Annotated in this window: 11 protein-coding genes; 4 read left to right on the top strand and 7 right to left on the bottom strand. The window is 62.3% G+C overall.

The window, feature by feature from the left end; translation table 11 throughout:
- The first annotated feature begins 420 nt into the window (after positions 1 to 420).
- Entirely contained in the window at positions 421 to 801 is a 381-nt protein-coding gene (locus tag K369_RS26410) for a hypothetical protein (protein WP_156967814.1), read from the top strand.
- 25 nt (positions 802 to 826) lie between these two features.
- Positions 827 to 1,852: a dTDP-4-dehydrorhamnose 3,5-epimerase family protein gene (locus tag K369_RS26405; RefSeq protein ID WP_198033088.1), complete on the top strand. Its 1,026-nt coding sequence runs from the start codon at positions 827 to 829 to the stop codon at positions 1,850 to 1,852.
- A 426-nt stretch (positions 1,853 to 2,278) separates the two neighbouring features.
- Here the strand turns inward: K369_RS26405 and K369_RS09090 are convergent, their stop codons facing one another.
- Positions 2,279 to 4,237: an AAA family ATPase gene (locus tag K369_RS09090; RefSeq protein WP_051949164.1), complete on the bottom strand. Its 1,959-nt coding sequence runs from the start codon at positions 4,235 to 4,237 to the stop codon at positions 2,279 to 2,281.
- The gene (locus K369_RS09085) at positions 4,234 to 5,115 is read right to left on the bottom strand and encodes a hypothetical protein (protein WP_245278144.1); all 882 of its coding nucleotides are present in this window, start codon (positions 5,113 to 5,115) and stop codon (positions 4,234 to 4,236) included. The genes K369_RS09090 and K369_RS09085 overlap by 4 nt, the downstream gene beginning before the upstream one ends.
- Before the next feature lie 102 nt (positions 5,116 to 5,217).
- On the opposite strand from K369_RS09085, the gene K369_RS09080 reads away from it, so the two are divergent.
- On the top strand, positions 5,218 to 5,451 hold the full coding sequence (locus tag K369_RS09080) for a helix-turn-helix transcriptional regulator (protein WP_036290032.1): 234 nt from the start codon (positions 5,218 to 5,220) through the stop codon (positions 5,449 to 5,451).
- On the opposite strand, the gene K369_RS09075 is transcribed toward K369_RS09080, so the two are convergent.
- From K369_RS09075 to K369_RS09060, 5 genes are all read right to left on the bottom strand, one after another.
- Positions 5,446 to 7,518, bottom strand: a complete 2,073-nt coding sequence (locus K369_RS09075) for a 3'-5' exonuclease (RefSeq protein ID WP_036290029.1) — start codon at positions 7,516 to 7,518, stop codon at positions 5,446 to 5,448. The two genes, K369_RS09080 and K369_RS09075, sit on opposite strands and share 6 nt — an antisense overlap.
- On the bottom strand, positions 7,518 to 8,351 hold the full coding sequence (locus tag K369_RS25520) for a hypothetical protein (RefSeq protein WP_084570591.1): 834 nt from the start codon (positions 8,349 to 8,351) through the stop codon (positions 7,518 to 7,520). Before K369_RS25520 ends, K369_RS09075 begins: the two co-directional genes overlap by 1 nt.
- A gap of 6 nt (positions 8,352 to 8,357) precedes the next feature.
- Positions 8,358 to 11,411, bottom strand: a complete 3,054-nt coding sequence (locus K369_RS09070) for a site-specific DNA-methyltransferase (protein ID WP_036290026.1) — start codon at positions 11,409 to 11,411, stop codon at positions 8,358 to 8,360.
- A 163-nt stretch (positions 11,412 to 11,574) separates the two neighbouring features.
- On the bottom strand, positions 11,575 to 14,604 hold the full coding sequence (locus K369_RS09065; protein WP_036290023.1) for a BPTD_3080 family restriction endonuclease: 3,030 nt from the start codon (positions 14,602 to 14,604) through the stop codon (positions 11,575 to 11,577).
- A gap of 441 nt (positions 14,605 to 15,045) precedes the next feature.
- Positions 15,046 to 15,432 (bottom strand): hypothetical protein, encoded by a 387-nt coding sequence (locus K369_RS09060; protein WP_036290020.1) that lies wholly within the window; start codon positions 15,430 to 15,432, stop codon positions 15,046 to 15,048.
- Between the two features lie 273 nt (positions 15,433 to 15,705).
- On the opposite strand from K369_RS09060, the gene K369_RS09055 reads away from it, so the two are divergent.
- Positions 15,706 to 17,376 (top strand): MobA/MobL family protein, encoded by a 1,671-nt coding sequence (locus tag K369_RS09055; protein ID WP_036290018.1) that lies wholly within the window; start codon positions 15,706 to 15,708, stop codon positions 17,374 to 17,376.
- Positions 17,377 to 17,393: the final 17 nt, after the last annotated feature.

Here is a 17,393-nt window from a genome sequence, read left to right as displayed (position 1 = left end):
GATTCTGTGGCCGACAAAATCGACGCCCGGCTTGAGACAGAGGCAGGCCCGAGACGAAAACGCGGTCTTGCGGTACCCAATCCGCGCATCAGAGTCTGATCAACCGTCGTCTCGAAGCCTCCGTCTCCGGCGATGCGCAGCCTGCATCCTTCAACCGCCGCCGCGGAACGACGACTTGTGGTCAAACGGCTTGAAAAAGGACATGAGAATCACGCCTCACTTGAAATTAATAGGTCCTGAGCCTAGCCTTTTGCGGCAATTAACTGATGGACGAGCCCCGTGTACGACAGGGCGCGTAGCCTTCATTTCTACGCAGCCGTTTCAGAGACGCTATTGACGAGAAGGCGTCGTTGTAAGAAACTGGCGCATATACCGTCACGGTATGCTTGAAAGTCATATTTCAGCGGTTGGGAGAAGCCCATGTCTGATAAAGAAAGAAAAATCTCGGAAACTGTTGCGGAAAAGATAAGCGAGATTTCCGACGCAATCGCCGCGATGTATGAAGGCCCTATCACCCTTGCGGAGTTGCAAGAGAAGCTCCTGAACGCCCCGCTTGAAGTTCCAGGTAAAACACCGCCCAGGGACGAAAAAATCTATAAACTTGTATACGATTATCTACATTCGAAAAAAGAGGTTAAGCCAGAACAAAGCGGCCGTTTCGCGGCTCTAAGCGGGGGCGGCTGGATTTGTGTTGGTCGTGAAATCGGCAAGCTTCTTGCCACCATGCCGGATACATCGCTCCAAGACCTTGTCGAGCACGCTAGCAAGAGTGGATTTACAGCCGAAGTTGTAGCGGAATAAGTTCTTTAAGAAGGCCTGTAAGATCTTGAAAGAAGCAGCCTATGACTTAGGGGGTATCATTGGCCTGAAGATTGAGTTCAATGATACGTTCAATCAGCAAGACGACAAACCAGCCTCGATCCGACATGAAGGCGAGCGCTCTGTTAATGTTGTTTATCATGGACATGAAAAAAATTTTTCATATGACTACTACGGGATACATCGTGGCACCGAAGATCGCCTCACGTTTATCGGGCCAAGGGATAAGAGCTTCCGCGCGCACTTCGTTGACTGCCGCGACGACTCTCCTTCGTGGGGGACATTTTTCGAGACAACATTCCAGCCGGATATCGGGCGCATTCTTTCCATTCCCCCGGGGGTAGCCCACACTTTTGCAGGGCTTGAAGATATCTACACAATGAATGCCTATCGCACCTACCTGCCTGATCCGGCGGCATGGCTCGAAGGAAAGAGCGAGTGGAACCTTGTCGCAGATACTATTAATATCCCGCGAGGCGTTTCTGCTTCAGAAATTCCACGAATTCAGTGCAATAAGCTGCCTGCGTCAACGAAATTTTATGAGCTTACAGCGCAGAATATTGCTCAAAACATGGACGGCGTTGTCAAGACATACCCATTAACTAAGCGGTTTGATTTTAGAGACGGACATTCAGCAATTATTCGTCTGATGAAAAATACAAAAATTTCCCATATCGAGAAGTTCGAATTAGTGCATGGCTCTTTTGGCGCAGGGTTCGGCAGAAACTACTACGTAGTAGGCGGAGAAGATGAAGATAGTGGCGGATTTATAATTTTAAACTCTCCAAACAATTTAGAAATTTTCGATTGCGCTGAAAGAAACGACGTTATATCAGCCACCGCTGATAGGCAAACGTGTTTAATTTTTCTTGGAAATAAAGGAAATCATCTCACAGCATCCATTAGAAATGAAAATCGTCGCGCTGATATTAGCGTATCGCCATCGCCATTCAAACACCTACGTATTCCATTAGGGATGTCATACCAAATAACCGATATTGATGACACAATTGTTATTGTAAAAAAGGAATAAAAATTAGCTATTATACGAGCAAGTTCTACATATATACCGCAACAGCACTGTGCAATTGAGACTTTAAGTTGCCGTTTGCTTAAATCGCGGACAGGGATCGCCCATCCCGCACTGGGCACGGACTGCCATACCCCACGGCATATGGGCGGTTATGGTGCCTTCCGGCCGCAGCAGATGGATCGCAACGACCAGGCTTTGCGTCATGATTAGACTAGCGGGAATGGTTGCTTTTCTCCCGCCGAATTCCAACGCAAAACCACGCCGGAAAGCCGATCCAAACCTACGCGCCTTTCGCCTCATCGAGGACAGCGACCGCAATAGCGTGCAGGGCCGCCCTCGCGGCGGCGCGGTAGACGCCGGTTCCGAGCCGCTCGCGCACCTACCAAAGGCGCGCGACGACGTCGTCGAGAAGGTCGCCGTCTTTGCTCACGCATCCCTCCCGCGCGTTTTCGGGCCACGGCCGCGGCCTCCAGAGGCCGTGACGAGCGCCGCGATATCCTCGCCTGTGAGAAATCTCCGCGCGAGCAGAGCCTCGGCGATCCGCTCGACGTCGGCGCGCCGCCTGCGCATCAGGGCGAGCGATTGCGCATAGAGACGGGAGAGGTCGGCCTCGACGATGTCGCGCAGCTCGCGGTCATAGGCGAGAGATGCGGCCGCATCTCTTCGATGCAGCAGCGTCGCCCCCAGCCCATGCGCGGCGTGGCCCTCGGCGAGCGCGCGCGTCGCCATGGCCAGATCCGCCACCGCGCCGGTCGACGCCGCGCCGAGAATGGCTTTTTCTGCCGCCCGCCCTGCGAGCAGGATCATCACGCCGACGTCGAGATCGGCCCTGGTCGGGAACGCGGGTCGTCGCCCGGCGGCGCGCGTTTCCCCTCCCGATGCGCCGCGCGGGATGATCGAGGCCGATGCGATCTGCATTCCGGCCTCCCCATAGGCGACGCAGTGACCCGCCTCATGAATGGCGGCGACTCGGCGATCCGCGGGTGAGCGTTCGTCGGGCGGCGCGATGATGCGCAGCAAATCGTCCAGGGCCGGCTCACGCCCGGCCTCGCGGGCGGCCTGGAGCAGGTCGCGCGCCCAGTCGGCGGCCTGCGCGGGCGTCGCGGCCGGGCCGGCGAGGCGAAGGGCAGCAAGAAGGTCGGCATCGGCGACAGTCGAAAGCGCGCCTCCGAGCCGCCAGCGCAGCACGCGCATGAGCGATTCCGCGCCCGGCGGGCCGACGTCGACGCGTCGCAGCCGCCCGGGCCTGGTGGCGGCGGCGTCGATGGCGTCGCCGCAATTCGAGGCGGCTACGATGATCACGCCCTCGTGATTTTCGAGGAGAGTCAGAACGAGGGTCACGAGCGGCGCCCAAAAATCTCGCCCGCGGCGGTCCATCGACGCTCTGTCCGGACAGGCCGCATCAAATTCGTCGATGCTCAGAATGCAAAGGCCCGAGGAAGCCGCGGCGGCGCGCGCCGCATCGAAGCAGTCCTGCACCGCGCGGGCGATCGTGCCGAGATGGCCGGCCTCGCCGCTTCGCGCGAACATTTTCCCACATGAGTCGGCGACCAGCGGCGCCCCTAAAGCGCGAGCAAGGACAGAGGCGAAAGTCGTCTTTCCGGCGCCGGGCGGGCCGGCGAGCAGCACGGCGGTCGCCGGCGCGTCGCGCCAACGGATGCGGCCGGCGCGATAATCGGAGACGCCCGAGGCTATATCCTGCGCCAGCCGGCGGAGATCGGCGGGGAGGCAGTCGAGCGGCGGAACGTCGGCGGCGACGGCGCCGGCGTTCGCTTTTTTCGACTCCGCGGCGCGGAGGAGATTGGCGACGACATCGCGTGCGGATGCGCCGGCGCGGAAAGCGCTGACCGTCTCGGCGAATGTCAGCGCCGCCGCGGTTCCGTTGGGAAGCGCCGCCGGCGCCTTGCCGCGCGCGTGCTTCCTCAGGAGCCGGCGGAGAATGTCCGCGTCGGGCGGCGCGACGGAAATGCGCGCGTCCGCCGCTGATAAAAGCGCGGACGGCAGGAGCGATTGCGGATCCTGCGAGACGCCGATGACGGGCCGCCCACCGGCGAGCCCCCAGGCCACTTCGTCATTGCCTCTCGTCGGGTCGTGCTCGCGACGGGAGGAGCCGTCGCGCGACACACAAAGGACTCGCGCCGAGTCGCGCCGCAGCGCGCGCGTCAGCGGGCCGCACCATTCGGCGCCGGGCGCCTGGACAATGACGGCGACCGGGTCTCCGCGTCGGATGCGCCGGCGCAGGTCGGACGGCAGCGCCGCCCGCAGACATTCCCATGCAAGCGCATCGGCAACGCCGCCAGCCCTATTCGCCGACGCCTCGTCGGCGTCATCATCGGCCGCGTCAAAAATGTCGCCGTCGTCGCGAAGATTGCGCAGCCCGCTCATTGCTCGCTCTCCTCGGAGGACAGGCTGTCGAAGGGACGGCTGCTCATCGGCGGCTTCTCCGGAACGCCCTCCCGGCGCCGGCGCGAATGCGCATGGAGCCCGAAGGGCGTCGGTCGGACCAGCGCGTCCGAACGCTTCGGCAAAACGGGCCTTTCCATGCCGCGAACGACCGGCGCGAGCAGGCGCGCCAGCTCGGCGTCGAGCGCAGCCTTCATCGCCTGCGTCATGGCGTCGATCGACGCCATGATCGGGAGGCCGAATGTGTCGTCGATTTTCTCGCGGGTCAGCGTGATCGCTTTGGAAAATCCCGCCGATCCCAGATAATCGACCACGCAGGCATGCGCCGTCGTGACCCGCGAATAGCCCTGCTGACGCAGATAAGACGCGAGATTCAGCCTCAGCGCCATCAGGTCGCGCTCGATCGCGCGGCGCTTTTTCGTCTCGGTGGCGCCGCCGCCGCGCTTGATGGAGAGCGCCCAGGCGACTTCGCGCTCTTCATCGATCGCGAGAATGTCGATATCGACGAAGCTCGCGATCTTGCCGTCGACGAATCGGATCTGCCGCGTCGCCGTCATGGCGTATTCATGCGATTCCGCGAGCTCGAGCGCGCCCTGCGTGACAGGAACGCCGAGATTGCGGAACACAGTGCAACCGGCGCTCTCGAGGCAATCGCCGATCGCGCGCTCGATCAGCGGGCCATGCCTTTTGGCGGCGGATGCATAGGCCGAGACCAGCCGCGACACCTCGGGGCGGAACAGCGGATCGACAGCATGATCCGCCTCGATCGCCGCCTTCACGGCCTCGCGCGCCGCCTTGTTCAGCGAGTCGTCGATTTCGGTCGCGCCCGAGCGGCGCATCGTCATTTGGGTCTTACGCATTCAAAACACTCCTCACAGGAACAACGTCGTCCCATGAGCGGATATTGCCATTCTATGATCGTATTGCTACTAGATGATAAGACCATGGTTAATGGAGACTGAATGATCACCCCCGCCCAATGCCGAGCGTCGCGCGCCTGGCTCCGCTGGACGCTGGACGATCTCGCCGCGAAATCCCGCGTGTCGAAGGCGACGCTGCACAATTTCGAGCGGGAGACGCGCGTGCCGCATGATCGCACGCTCGCGGATATTCGCCGTGCGCTCGAGGAGGCCGGCGTCGAGATGGAGTTCGACGGCGCCATTGGAATTGGGATTCGCGTCGCGAGGTCACTATGACGCCGCGCCGCGCTCGGATGTAAAATCCCGCAGGAATTCCGAGCCCGGCGCAACGCCGCTGATCAGCAGCCGGTCCCGCGCGCGCGTCGCGGCGACATAGAGCAGCTGCCGCTCGGTCTCGTAGACATCCTCGAGCTCGACCTCGTCGGCGACCGAGTCGATGCGGGATTGCAGCGGCAGAATTTCATCATCGCAGGCCATCACCGCCACGGCCTTGAACTCGAGCCCCTTGGCGAGATGCATTACGCCGATCGAGATGCGCTCGCCCGGATCGTCGCCGCGCTCGGACAGCTCCATCGGCTCGCGGCCAGCCGCCGCGACGGAAGCCCTCGCCCGCGAAAGCTCCTCGGTCCTGCGCGTGAAGACGCCGATCTCGCTCGCATCGACGCCGCTCGCGAGAGCTTCCATCAGGAAGGCGGCGACCGCGTCGATCTCTGCGGTTGCGTCGGGCGCAACGAGCACGCGCGGCTCTGCGCCGTTGAAGACCGAGACCGTGCCGCCGCGCGCTTCGGCGACGCCGTCGACGTCGCGAATCTCCTTCGGCAAAAGCCGATCGGCGGCGCGGCGGATTTGATGCGAGGTCCGATAATTCACCTTCAGGCAGGACGAGCGCCCGCGAATGTCGACGCCGAGCGCGCCCCAGGAGAAGGGCTGCTGAAAAATGCGCTGGCCGAGATCGCCCGCGAAGAACAGCCCGTTCTCGCCCACGCTCGCAACGGCGGCGACGAAGCGCAGCTCGGGAACGCCGAGATCCTGCGCCTCGTCGACGACGACATGGGTGAAGGGCTTTTCCATCCGCTCCGCATAATGCCGCGTCACGGCGGAGAAGACGCCCGGCCAAGTGTGGAAGCCGCGCGTCTCGAGGCTCTCCCGCGCCGCCGCGAAGATCGGCCAAAGGCGCTCGCGCTGCTTGGAGCCGAGCCGGTTCTTGCGGCCGAGACGCGGAACCGCGAGATAGGCGGCGCAATCCTCGACCTGCCAGGCGTCGACGACATGCGTCCATTCCGAGCGCAGAAAATTGGCGCTGACTGGTCCCTCGGCGGCTTCGCTCGCCTTCTCCAGAGCGCGGGCGAGCCGGTCCGGCGTGGCGACATGGGGACGATGGCCATGCGCGAGCTCGAACAGCTCCGCGGCCATGACCGGGAGCGAGGCGACCCGGATGCGAGACAGCAGCCCGGAGTCGGCGCCGGCGAGCAGCCGGACCTTGCGCTCCAGCGCCGCGGCGAGCGGATCGGAGAAGGTCGCGAGCAGCACACGGGCGTGGACCGAGGCGCGCGCCAGCCGCACGGCGCGATGCACGGCGACGACGCTCTTGCCCGTGCCGGCCGAGCCCGCGACGCGCGCCGGACCGGAATAGTTCCGCTCGACGAGATCGCGCTGCGAAGGGTGCAGGAACACCGCCCATTTGTCCCAAGGCGCATCGAGCGCCTGCGCCAGCTCCTCGATATTCTCCACGACCCGGAACCGCCGCAGCGCATCGGGATGGGCATAAGGATCGGCGGGCGCGGGCGCCGGGCGCGCCAGCAGGCCGGTCGTCACATATTGCAGCAGCGCCTCGGCGGCCTCCGCCGGAAGGCGCGGCGCCAGCTCGAGAAAGCCGTCCTCGCTCGCCGCGCGAATGTCGTCGAGCCAATCCGCCGGCGCGCCGATCGAGAGCAGCTCGTCGTCCGACAATCTCGCAAAAGGCGACGGCGCCCCGGCGCTCTCGCGCGGCGCAAAGAGCGGCAGCTCCTCGACGCGCTCGCGCACCTCGACGATCTGCACCGCGCCGGTCTTGGGATGCGCCTCGATCCGCCGCCGCTCGGCCCAGGCATAGGCCTTGTCGTGATGATCGACATAAGCGAGCAGCATGCTCGCCTCGGTCTTGTGGACGATGATGCGAATGTCGCGATTGACGCGCACGGACCAGAAGTTCCGGTCCTTGGAATTCTCGATGCGATGAAGTTGCAGGCCAGGGTTTTGGGGATTGGTCTGGAGATCGAAGGCCGAGGTCTTCACGGCTTTTTGATCTGGCGCGGGGAGCCGCGCCAGGGAGTCGGTGAAGGTGTCGGCGATGCGGAATTCCATCAGACCGCGCGCTCTAACCAAGAATCGGCGTGCGGATGTTTCGTTCCAAGCAAGTAGATACCGCTGTGCACGTCAATCATCGACCAATCAGGATAGCCTTTCAATACCTCTGAAAGTAATGCATTATTTTCGTATATCACACCGGGCTCAGCCCCTTCGTTGTCCAGCTCGCTACCAGACGGAGGACGAGCAAGAATTCCCACTTGATACAGATATTGTAGTCCTTTGAAAATTGGCCCTCCCGGCGGCAACACAGGTGGAGGCGACAGATGTGTCTTCGCTAGCTCTGGTTGAGCGAATAATGCAACCATAAACATCGCTGTCGAGTTCCACCCGCCAAAGAAATACGGACGGTCCGGACCCAATATTCGGCCTAACCAACGATCTTGTGCTCGTGCGATACCCACCAGCGTGTCGGGGAGCCTTTCAGGTAAGACCACCTTTTGGAAAAGCACATGCGCGCCACGCAACGAGTGCTCTATCGGGTCCGTTCCTTTTTCGAGGGGATAAGCCTTCGCAACTTTCAGATCAGCATCATTCCAATTTTCCATCAGCCGAATAGACGCGGCAATGAACTCCGGCGTGAGCTGGGCAAAATGCCCCCATACCATGCCGACAGCAAAACAGACGTGCCAGGGATTGGCTCCGGGGTTTTCCGAGAAGGCTTTCTTGGTTTCCTCATGCGCCAGCCCGTTCAGTCGTTTCCCATACGAACGAAGAAGTTCTTGGACGCGTCCCCGAGCCGGCCCGCCTCTGACGCCGCCCCCAAGCTCGCAATACTTGTTGAATTCTCTCTGTACGTTGTTCGTGGGATTGGGGATCGAAAATGCCATCTCGCCTCACACCCTGAAAACCTTCATCACCTCGTCGCCGAAGTGATTGATCACCTTCACCGCGATCTTTCCCGTCGCCGGGCGCTCGAAGGGCCGCGAGACGTCGCGATAGAGCGTCTCCCAGGCCTCTTTGTCGATCTCCGCCTGCAAGGCCGTCTTCAGGCTCTTATACGGATCGTTCGCGCCGAGAAAATAGGCGTGGCGGACGAAGAAGCTCTCCTCATTGTAATTCGTGTCGACGAACCAGGCGGCGATCCCCTTGGTGTCGTCGCTCCTGATCTCGCCCGTGTTGGGATCGAAGATATCGACGCCCTTCACCTTCACTTTCACCCGCCCGTCGGGTTCGTGCAATATGTCTATGTCCGGCTCGCCGAACACCACGAACAAATTCCCCTTGCCGGTGTTCTTCAGATCGCCGGCCATATGCAGATCGGGGTTCATCTTCGCTTTCAGGATCGGCAGCGGGCCGAGCTTCGTCACCTCGCTCGCATGTGCGTCGAAGGCGAAGGCGCAGGCGATCAGCGCGTCGAAGCGCGCATCCACCGCCTCGCGCGCCGCGGCGGCGAGATCGACTCGCGACACGGAGCCGAACTCCGGGCCGATGAAGATCGCCGCGCGCTTCTCGGTGTCGCCCTCCATGAAGCGGCCTTCCGCCGCCACATATTCGCCGGGCCAGGGCGCGAGCGCGGTGAAGCGGATCGAATCGCGCTTCTCGCTCTGATGCACGCCGGCGGTGCGCAAATGCTCGAGCGTCATTTCGGCGAAATCGGTCGGCGGCATGGCCTTGTGCAGGCGCCGGCGCGCGCCTTCGTCGGCCTCGAGGAAATCGATCAGCTCCTCCTCGTCGGCCGGCGCGACGCGATGCGGCGACAGGCTCTCCACCGTGAAAGGCCCGGCGACGCGCACGCGGGACTTGTCCTCATAGGGCCGGTCGTAGAGCAGCTCGACATCGGCGGCCTTGGCGATGGAGGCGTCGATCTCCTTCTGCCGCGCGATGCGCGCCTCCCACCATTTGGCGTGCGCCTCTCTGGCGGCGGCGGGCCAGCCGGCGCCGGCCTCGCGCGGGATTTCCCAGTCCTCGAAACGTCTTCCACCCTCCCCTTCAGGGGGAGGGTCGCCGCGCAGCGGCGGGGTGGGGTCACGCCGCAGACTCGGGGAGTCACCCCCTCCCGCGCTTCGCGCGACCTCCCCCCTCGAGGGGGAGGTGGGCTTGCGCCCCAGCGCCGCATTCAACGCGGCGCGCAGCGGCTCGAGCACGGCCTGCCATTTGTCGTAGATCACATCGATCTGCTCGTTATTGGCGATCGACTTCAAGGTCACATGCGGCGCGCGCTCATAGACGAAGCCCTGGCGCAGATCGCCCAGCGTCCGCGCCTCGGGCAGGATTTTGCCGGAGACCTCCTGCTCCTTGCGCCGGCCCTCGGGCGAGTCGGCGAGGAGATAATAGGGATAGCGCGCGCTCATCAGGCGGGTGCGGGCGAGCGCCAGAGCGACGCGGGAAGTGTCGATGGTGATCCAGCGGCGGCCCCATTGCTCGGCGACGTACGCACTCGTGCCCGAGCCGCAGGTGGGGTCGAGCACCAGATCGCCGGGGTCGGTGGTCATGAGGATGCAGCGTTGGATGACTTTTGCAGATGTCTGGACGACGTACAGCTTGTCCTCTGTGAAGGCTCCCGTACGCGTATCAGTCCAAAGATTTGAAACCGGAGAATATGAAAAGTCGTCCAGGAACCGCACGTAAGCGAGAGAGTTCTTCGTCGGTGCCCCGAGACGATTCGCCTTCGCCAGTCGATCAATCCCGACGGCATTCGTTTTCCAAAACGAGCGACCGGGCCGGAACGCATCGCCGTTGAATCGAATGTCAAATGACGTAGTCGGTCCACCTGACTGAGATGTTAAATTATCATGGCGATATATACGCATTTGAGACGTCTCTTCTGCGAGAGACGAAAGCGGATAACGTGCGCCATCGGCGAGCTGGACACGCCGAAATCGTTGACCAACATCATCTTCAATCGTTTTTGCGCGATAGACTTGTCTGTATTTCAAGCTTTCTTTTGATTTCGCGAACCAAACCAAATGGTTGAAGGTTGCAGGAAGAGCGATTGTCCCGATGGCGGGACTGCCAGCGCCGCTCGTCGTTTGAAATGCAATCTGCGAAACAAAATTCTCCGTCCCAAAAACCTCATCCATCACCGCGCGCACGCGATGCACATTCTCGTCGCCGATTTGCACGAAGATCGAGCCGCTCTCGGCGAGCAGCTCCTTGGCGACCGTCAGCCGATCGCGCAGATAGGTGAGATAGGAGTGGATGCCCTCCTTCCATGTGTCGCGGAACGCCTTGATCTGCTCCGGCTCGCGGGAAATATCCTGTTGCTTGCCGTCCTTCACGTCGCGCGAGAGCGTCGAGACCTGCCAATTGCTGTTGAATTTGATGCCATAGGGCGGATCGAAATAAATGCACTGCACTTTTCCGCGCAGCGCCTCGCGCTCGGCGAGGCTCGCCATCACCGCGAGCGAATCCCCCAAGATGAAGCGGTTCGACCAATGCTGGTCGTGCTGATAAAAATCCGTGCGCGCTTCCGGGTCGTCGAGACCGTTGAAATCGGCGAAGAGATCGGGCGCGTCGCTCTCCGCCTTCTGCGCCTGCGCGCGCAGATCGTCGATGATCGCCTTGGGATGGATTTTCTCCTGAATATAGAGCGGCGGCGCATTGACCACGAGATCGGACCAGTCCTGACGATCCTTGCCGCGCCACACGAGCTGCGCGTCGCCGATCTCGACCTCGCCCTTGTCGAGAAGCTGCCGCGCCTGCTCCTTGGACAGGCGAATGCGCGCCCCGCGCCAGACGATCTGCGGATCGAGATCCTCGTCGCGCTCGCGCGTCTCGCCCTCGGCCAGCGGCGCCGTGCGCGGAAAATGCTTGGGCGGAAACGGCTGGCTCTCCTCGATCCGCTCATTCAGCGACTGATATTCCGCCGTCGGAATATTCTTCCGCGCCGCCTCGGCGTGAGTGAGCGTCTCGATCTTGACGGGCTTGCCGCCGGGTTTCTTGGCCATGTGCATCCTCTGGGGCCCTCATCCGACCTCGCTTCGCGAGGCCACCTTCTCCCGCCCTGCGGGAGAAGGAAGCGCCCTTCTTATTTTCGTTCCGCAACCGCGGTGTTCCTCCTTCTCCCGCTTGCGGGAGAAGGTGTCGCGCGAATGCGCGACGGATGAGGGCTCACGCCGCCCTCGCTTTCATCAATCGCTCGACCAGCGCATCGAACTCACTCTGAAACTGATAGCCGTCCTGGAACTCGGCAAAGTCCCAGCGTCCATGCGTTCCGAGATTATTGACGCCCGGAACCCAGAAACGCCGCATCGTCTCCGCCTTCAACTGCGCGTCATGCCCGCGAAACCCCTTCGTCTCGACGACGAGATTGAGCGGCTCCTCGCCGCCGTCGTCCAGCTTCACGATGAAATCGGGAACATATTTTCGGGGGATCGCGCCGTCGCGATAGGGAACCTCGAAGCCGAGCCCCTGGTTCTTCACATAGGCGATCACATGAGGATTGCGCTCGATGACGCGCGCCATCTCCGCCTCCCAATCGCTGTCGCAGACGACGGCGTCGACATGGGATTTGTCCGGCGCCGTCATATGGACGGGCTTCGACGTGGTGAAGCTGACGTGGCGGGTGGAGCCGCGTGGATTATAGGGGTCGAGGATCGCCTTGATGCGCTGCGCGCCCTCGGCAGCGCGCTGGCAGGCGAGATAGATGCGCTCGGCCGCCTGATCGGCGAGCTCGAGATAGGTGACGGCGGCCGGCGGCACGTCCTTGACGACGAGATAGCCCTCGTCGAGCCAGCGGCGCACGACGCGCTTGGCCTCGCCGAACAAATGGGCGGGAAAATCCTCGCCCGAGTCGCGGAAGCGCGTCTCCAGCAGCCGCTTGGCGAGATGGTAGACGATCGTGCTCGGGCGAATGTCCTCGAGCACCTTCGGCCCGATCTCGACGCTCTCGCCGACGATGCCGGACAAGAGCACCGTGCAGGGTCCGACCATCTGCGCGTCCAGCACGAGGCGCGAGTCATTGGTGAAATGCGCCTCGAGCCGCTCCTCCGGCAGATCGACGCGATAGCCCTCGACACGCGGGAAGACGATTTCCAGCGCCGCGCGCTCCTTCAGCGCTTTGACGCGCGTGACCGGCTTGGGCGCCGCCGGAGGGGCGACGACGGGCTTGGCGGTGAAGTCGAACGGAATGCCGAGGATGTCGGCATATTCGACATTGAACAGGCCCTTGTCGTTCAGCTCATAGGACTGGCGGCGCAACGCCCGGCCGACGACCTGCTCGCAGAGAAGCTGCGTGCCGAAGGCGCGCACGCCGAGAACATGAGTGACGGTGTTGGCATCCCAGCCTTCCGTCAGCATGGAGACGGAGACGACGCAGCGTATGGCTTCGCCCAGCCGGCCGGGCTTGCCGACCGTGTTCATCACCTCGCGAAGAAGATCAGCGTCGCTGAGCGCCTTGCCGTCGGCGCCGTCGCGCGCGGAAATCTCGCGCTTGAACTGCTCGATCTCCGGCCCAGCCAAGTCGCGAAAGGCCGGATCGAGCGCATCGCCGGATTCGATCTGCTCGCTGTCGATGAGCAGCGTGTTGGGCCGCGGAAAGCGCGTCCCGTATTCGTCGAAATTGCGGAAGAATTCGAGATGGCCCTGATGGACCATATAGGGCTCGCCGTCTTCGTTCGGGCGCTGAAAGCCCGATATCCATTCATAGACGAGCTTCGAGACCGCCGTATTGCTGCACACGACGATGAAGACGGGCGGAACGACGACGCCCGCGCGCCGCCATTCCTCATCGACTTGTCGGTAGTGGCTGTAGAGCGAATAGAGCGCGGTCTGAATCTCCGGCGCGAGCTTCAATGGATCGAGCTCGCCCGATTTGCTCGCGCCCTTCTTCGGCAGGCTGCGTCCGCGCTTCTTCAGCTCCTCCCAGAGATTGCGATAGAGCGGCATGTCGCCGGACGGAAGGCTGTCGTCGATCGGCACGCGCGGGAGCTTCACGATCCCGCATTCGATGGCGTCCATCAGCGAGAAATCGCTGACGACCCAGGGAAAGAGCGAGCCCTCACGATAACCGGAGCCGCGGAGGAAGAAGGGCGTGGCCGACAGGTCGAAGACCGCCTGGAGCCCGACCTTGCGCTTCAACGCTTCGACGCCGGATATCCAGAGGCGCGCGGCCTCATTGGCCTTCTTGGCCTCCTCCTTCTCGTCGGCTTCGAGCTTCTCGTCCTCGCGCGGCGGCCGCTCGCGATAGCAATGATGAGACTCGTCATTGATGACGACGATGTTCTTCAGCGTCATCAGCGGACCGCAGGCGCGCTCGAGCATCTGGCCTTCCGACTCGATCGTCACCACCGGCGCGCCGCGCGGCCCTTGCAAAAGCGCGCGGCCGGTCTTCGAGATGTCGGTCGTCTCGCGCCGCCGGAACGCGTGATAATTGGTGATGACGATCTTCGCCTTGGCGATGTCGGCGACGAGATCGGAGGGGACCAGCTCGCGGGTCGCATAATAATTATCGGGATCTTCCGGCCGCAGCACCCGCAGCCGATCGCGAATTGTGACGCCGGGCGCGATAATGAGGAACCCACGGCTGAATTTTCCGCTTCCGGGCGAGCGGACGGCGTTGGCGGTCTGCCAGGCGATCAGCATCGCCATCACCGTGGTCTTGCCGGCGCCGGTCGCCATCTTCATCGCGAGACGATAGAGCTCGGGATTGGAGGCGGCGTTGGCCGCCGCGATATTGGCGAGGATCGCTTTGCCGCGCGAGAATTTCGGCGCGACCTCGGTCAGCCAGACGATCGTCTCGACCGCCTCGATCTGGCAGAAGAACGGCTTCACGCCATGGAACTCGTGCGCGCGCCAATAGGCGAGCAGCCGCGCCGTCGTCGGCGTGACGCCCCAATCGGCGGGATTGGGCAGAGCGCGCCAGCTCTCCACCAGCGAACGAATCTCATTGATGACCGGGGTCGGGTTATACTCCTGCTCCGCATCCGACACGCCGCGCGCGTCGCCGAGCGCCATCGTCGTCTGGCGCTCGCGGCCCGGGCGATTGCGCGGCTTGGGGACCGGCGTCGTCAGCTCCGACCGCCTGCGACCCGCGACAGGCGGGGCGTCGATCGGCTGGCCATCGGCATCCAAGAGGTGATGGAAACGTGGCGCCTCATATGGACTATTCAAAATCGGCTGCTCGAAAAACGAGGCGGCCATCGGTGGTCCTTTCGAGGAATCGGGGGCTGGCGACCGGCCGCCGGACTCAATATGGCGACGCCCGTGGTGTCAACTCGGGCGCCCCGAAATGTCGGACGCGTTCCCCGACGGCCGGCGACGAAGCGCCGCCGGCGCAGGCTCTCCGCATCATTCGGACGACGAATTGTTCGGCGCCGTCTGACCGAGCGGCCTGATGGGACGATTGAACCTCGCCTGCTGAGACGAGAACGGCGGACTTTTCGTGGCGGCGGGATCGGATCGCTCGCTGCTCGGCCGCGGCTGTGGAAACGATTCCATCAGTCGATCCCGTTCATCCGCCGGCTCCTCCGCCATATCAATGACCACCGGGTCGCTCTCCGGGCTGTCACGCAAAATCTCAGGATGACTGGACGTCGCAGGCTGAGACGATGCGGACGGAGAATCCGTGGCGCCGGAATCGGATCACTCGCTGCCCGCCGTCGGCTCCGGAAACGGCTCCATCATCCGATCCAATTCGTCCTCCGGCGCCGTCGACTCCTCTGCGACATCGGTGACGCCCGGATCGCTCTTCCGGCTCCCGCGCAAAATCTCGAGAAGCCACGGCGTGAGATCCTTGTTTTTCGTCGACAGCAACGTCGGCGCCAGGGCTTCCAATTTATCGATATCCGCCTGGACCCACCCCTTCTCGTAGCCGATCCGCAACGCGCGCATGATCGCCGTATTGCTGACCGCGTCGGCTTTCCGCTTCGCGGCATTCAATTTGGCGCGTGCGGCTTTCGTTCTCTCTTTGGCGAGGCGCTCGTTTTCACGAGCATGATCGTATTCGGCGCGTAGACTTTCAAGGCTCATGAGACATCTCCTTCACCTTCATGATGCGATGAGGCCATGAAAGCGCAAAGCGCTAATTCAATGTTGACACCTCACGTTCGATCACGCTCGCCCGTGAGCAAACATGAAGCGAGATAAGATGTCTCCGATAATCGGACTCGGATCACACAGCCTCTTGCGCTTTGCATGCGCGCAGACGAAATTGGAACATGTCCCACGAAGGATTTCATTAATACACTCGAGGCCGACCTACCGCCGCGACGGACATGAAACATGCGCGAAAGATCACTCGGAATGCGCTTCGCGATCGTGAGCCGCGGACATGGCCGCTCGGCGCTCGCACGCTCGGATTACCAGCTGGGCCACGCTCCTGTGGATTGTACGTATGTCGATGAATTCACTCTCGCATCGACGGCGAGCCATCGCCGGCATTGGATGCTCACGCCGAGCGATGCGCCGCTATGGGCCTCCGACGCGAGGACTGTTTGGAGCGCCGCCGCTCGCGCCGAGCGACAGTGGAACGCGCAGGAGGCCAGGATTCTGGATGTGCAAATTCCGAGAGGCATTCCTTACGAATGGGTCGATGAACTCGTCCGAGAAATATACGACCCCTTCGTCTCGGACGGCCTCGTCGCACAAGTCGACTTTCACGTCTCGCCAGCCAGAGACATGGGCGAAAACCCGCATCTGCATGGCCTCATTTCGACGCGCCCGATGACGACATCGGGATTTGCGCGAACCAAGATCGAGGCGCGGCGATGGAATCGTATTTTTCGCAAAGACGATGGACGTGAAATGCGGCGGCAAGTCGCGGCCGCAATCAATGTTGTCGCGGAGCGTCATGGCTGCGAAATCCGAGTCGTCGCCGAGACGAATGAGGAGCGAGGACGGCCTCCAGCCGAACGAACTCGTCGACGTGGCATTTTTCGCGCTCCGCACACCGACTTCGCGAAAGATGCGCTCGCCGAGCTCGACGCTGGTCGCCAGGATCGGCAAACTTGGGAGGAGGCGGCGGCCGCGGAAGAGATCGCCATCGCCGAACGAGCCGGAGTGGAAGCGAAGATCGCCGCATACGCAACAAGACTGCCGTCGCTTTTTCCCACGCCGGGATCAGCGAGATTTGACGGCGAAGTCCTTCTCCGCGCGTCCTGGCAGTGCATGATCGAGAGTCATGGGAACGAGCCGATCGAGCGGAAATTTATCGGCGAATGGGCGCTCGCTATCGCCCACGCCGGCGCCGACCTTCTGATCGAAGAGGACGCTCTCTGCATCGAAGGTGAGATCACGGCGCAGGTCGCGAGTTTCGTCGGCGCCATCACCTCGGCCGTCGGCTGGGACGAGGTCTCGAAACGCGGTGAGATGACACGGAGCGCTCGTATTCGTCTGACACGCGCGACCAGATCCTGGGCTGATCCCATATCGTTCCATGTCCAGAGGCTCGAGCAAGACGAATTGTTCATCGGCCTCTCGTCTCGCTACGAGAGTGCGGCGAGTCCGGAACAGCGCGTGAAGATGTTTAACGCATTTTGCAGACAGCACGCTATTTCGAGGAGAACACGTGAGGTGCTGATCGCCGGCCTGACCGACAATTGGGGTGACGGCGCCGACGTCGGTCCGCTCACATTGCAGATCGATCGCGCGGTCTCGGAGCTGGCCATGATCTCCATCGACCAATCGATCAAACGAATTATCTCGGCCAAGGATCGCGCGCATACTAACGCCGATGGCGAAGAGGCCGAGCTGAGCGGCGGCGCTCGGGCCGACGAATTATCGACGGAAGCCCTACGGTTACTCCGCGCCGAGCACGAGGACGCACGCGCCAAGAGGGCCGCCGATCCCGAACCACAGTCTGATGTTCCAACGAGTCCTGAAGAGCGGAAGGGAGACGATGCTGGAAAGGGTGCAGAACCGCCCTCAGATGCGCATGGCGTCGAGCTCGAGGAAGTGAAAGGAACTATCAAATGAAGGTCGCCGCGGAGTGG

Origin of the sequence: Methylosinus sp. PW1 (assembly GCF_000745215.1) — a bacterium.
Lineage (GTDB): Bacteria > Pseudomonadota > Alphaproteobacteria > Rhizobiales > Beijerinckiaceae > Methylosinus.
This window is presented reverse-complemented; position numbering and strand designations above follow the sequence as displayed.

Coding starts and splice junctions, on each gene's coding strand:
- K369_RS26410 (WP_156967814.1), top strand. CDS start 421: ATGTCTGATAAAGAAAGAAAAATCTCGGAAACTGTTGCGGAAAAGATA.
- K369_RS09090 (WP_051949164.1), bottom strand. CDS start 4,237: ATGAGCGGGCTGCGCAATCTTCGCGACGACGGCGACATTTTTGACGCG.
- K369_RS09085 (WP_245278144.1), bottom strand. CDS start 5,115: ATGCGTAAGACCCAAATGACGATGCGCCGCTCGGGCGCGACCGAAATC.
- K369_RS09080 (WP_036290032.1), top strand. CDS start 5,218: ATGATCACCCCCGCCCAATGCCGAGCGTCGCGCGCCTGGCTCCGCTGG.
- K369_RS09075 (WP_036290029.1), bottom strand. CDS start 7,518: ATGGAATTCCGCATCGCCGACACCTTCACCGACTCCCTGGCGCGGCTC.
- K369_RS25520 (WP_084570591.1), bottom strand. CDS start 8,351: ATGGCATTTTCGATCCCCAATCCCACGAACAACGTACAGAGAGAATTC.
- K369_RS09070 (WP_036290026.1), bottom strand. CDS start 11,411: ATGGCCAAGAAACCCGGCGGCAAGCCCGTCAAGATCGAGACGCTCACT.
- K369_RS09065 (WP_036290023.1), bottom strand. CDS start 14,604: ATGGCCGCCTCGTTTTTCGAGCAGCCGATTTTGAATAGTCCATATGAG.
- K369_RS09060 (WP_036290020.1), bottom strand. CDS start 15,432: ATGAGCCTTGAAAGTCTACGCGCCGAATACGATCATGCTCGTGAAAAC.
- K369_RS09055 (WP_036290018.1), top strand. CDS start 15,706: ATGCGCTTCGCGATCGTGAGCCGCGGACATGGCCGCTCGGCGCTCGCA.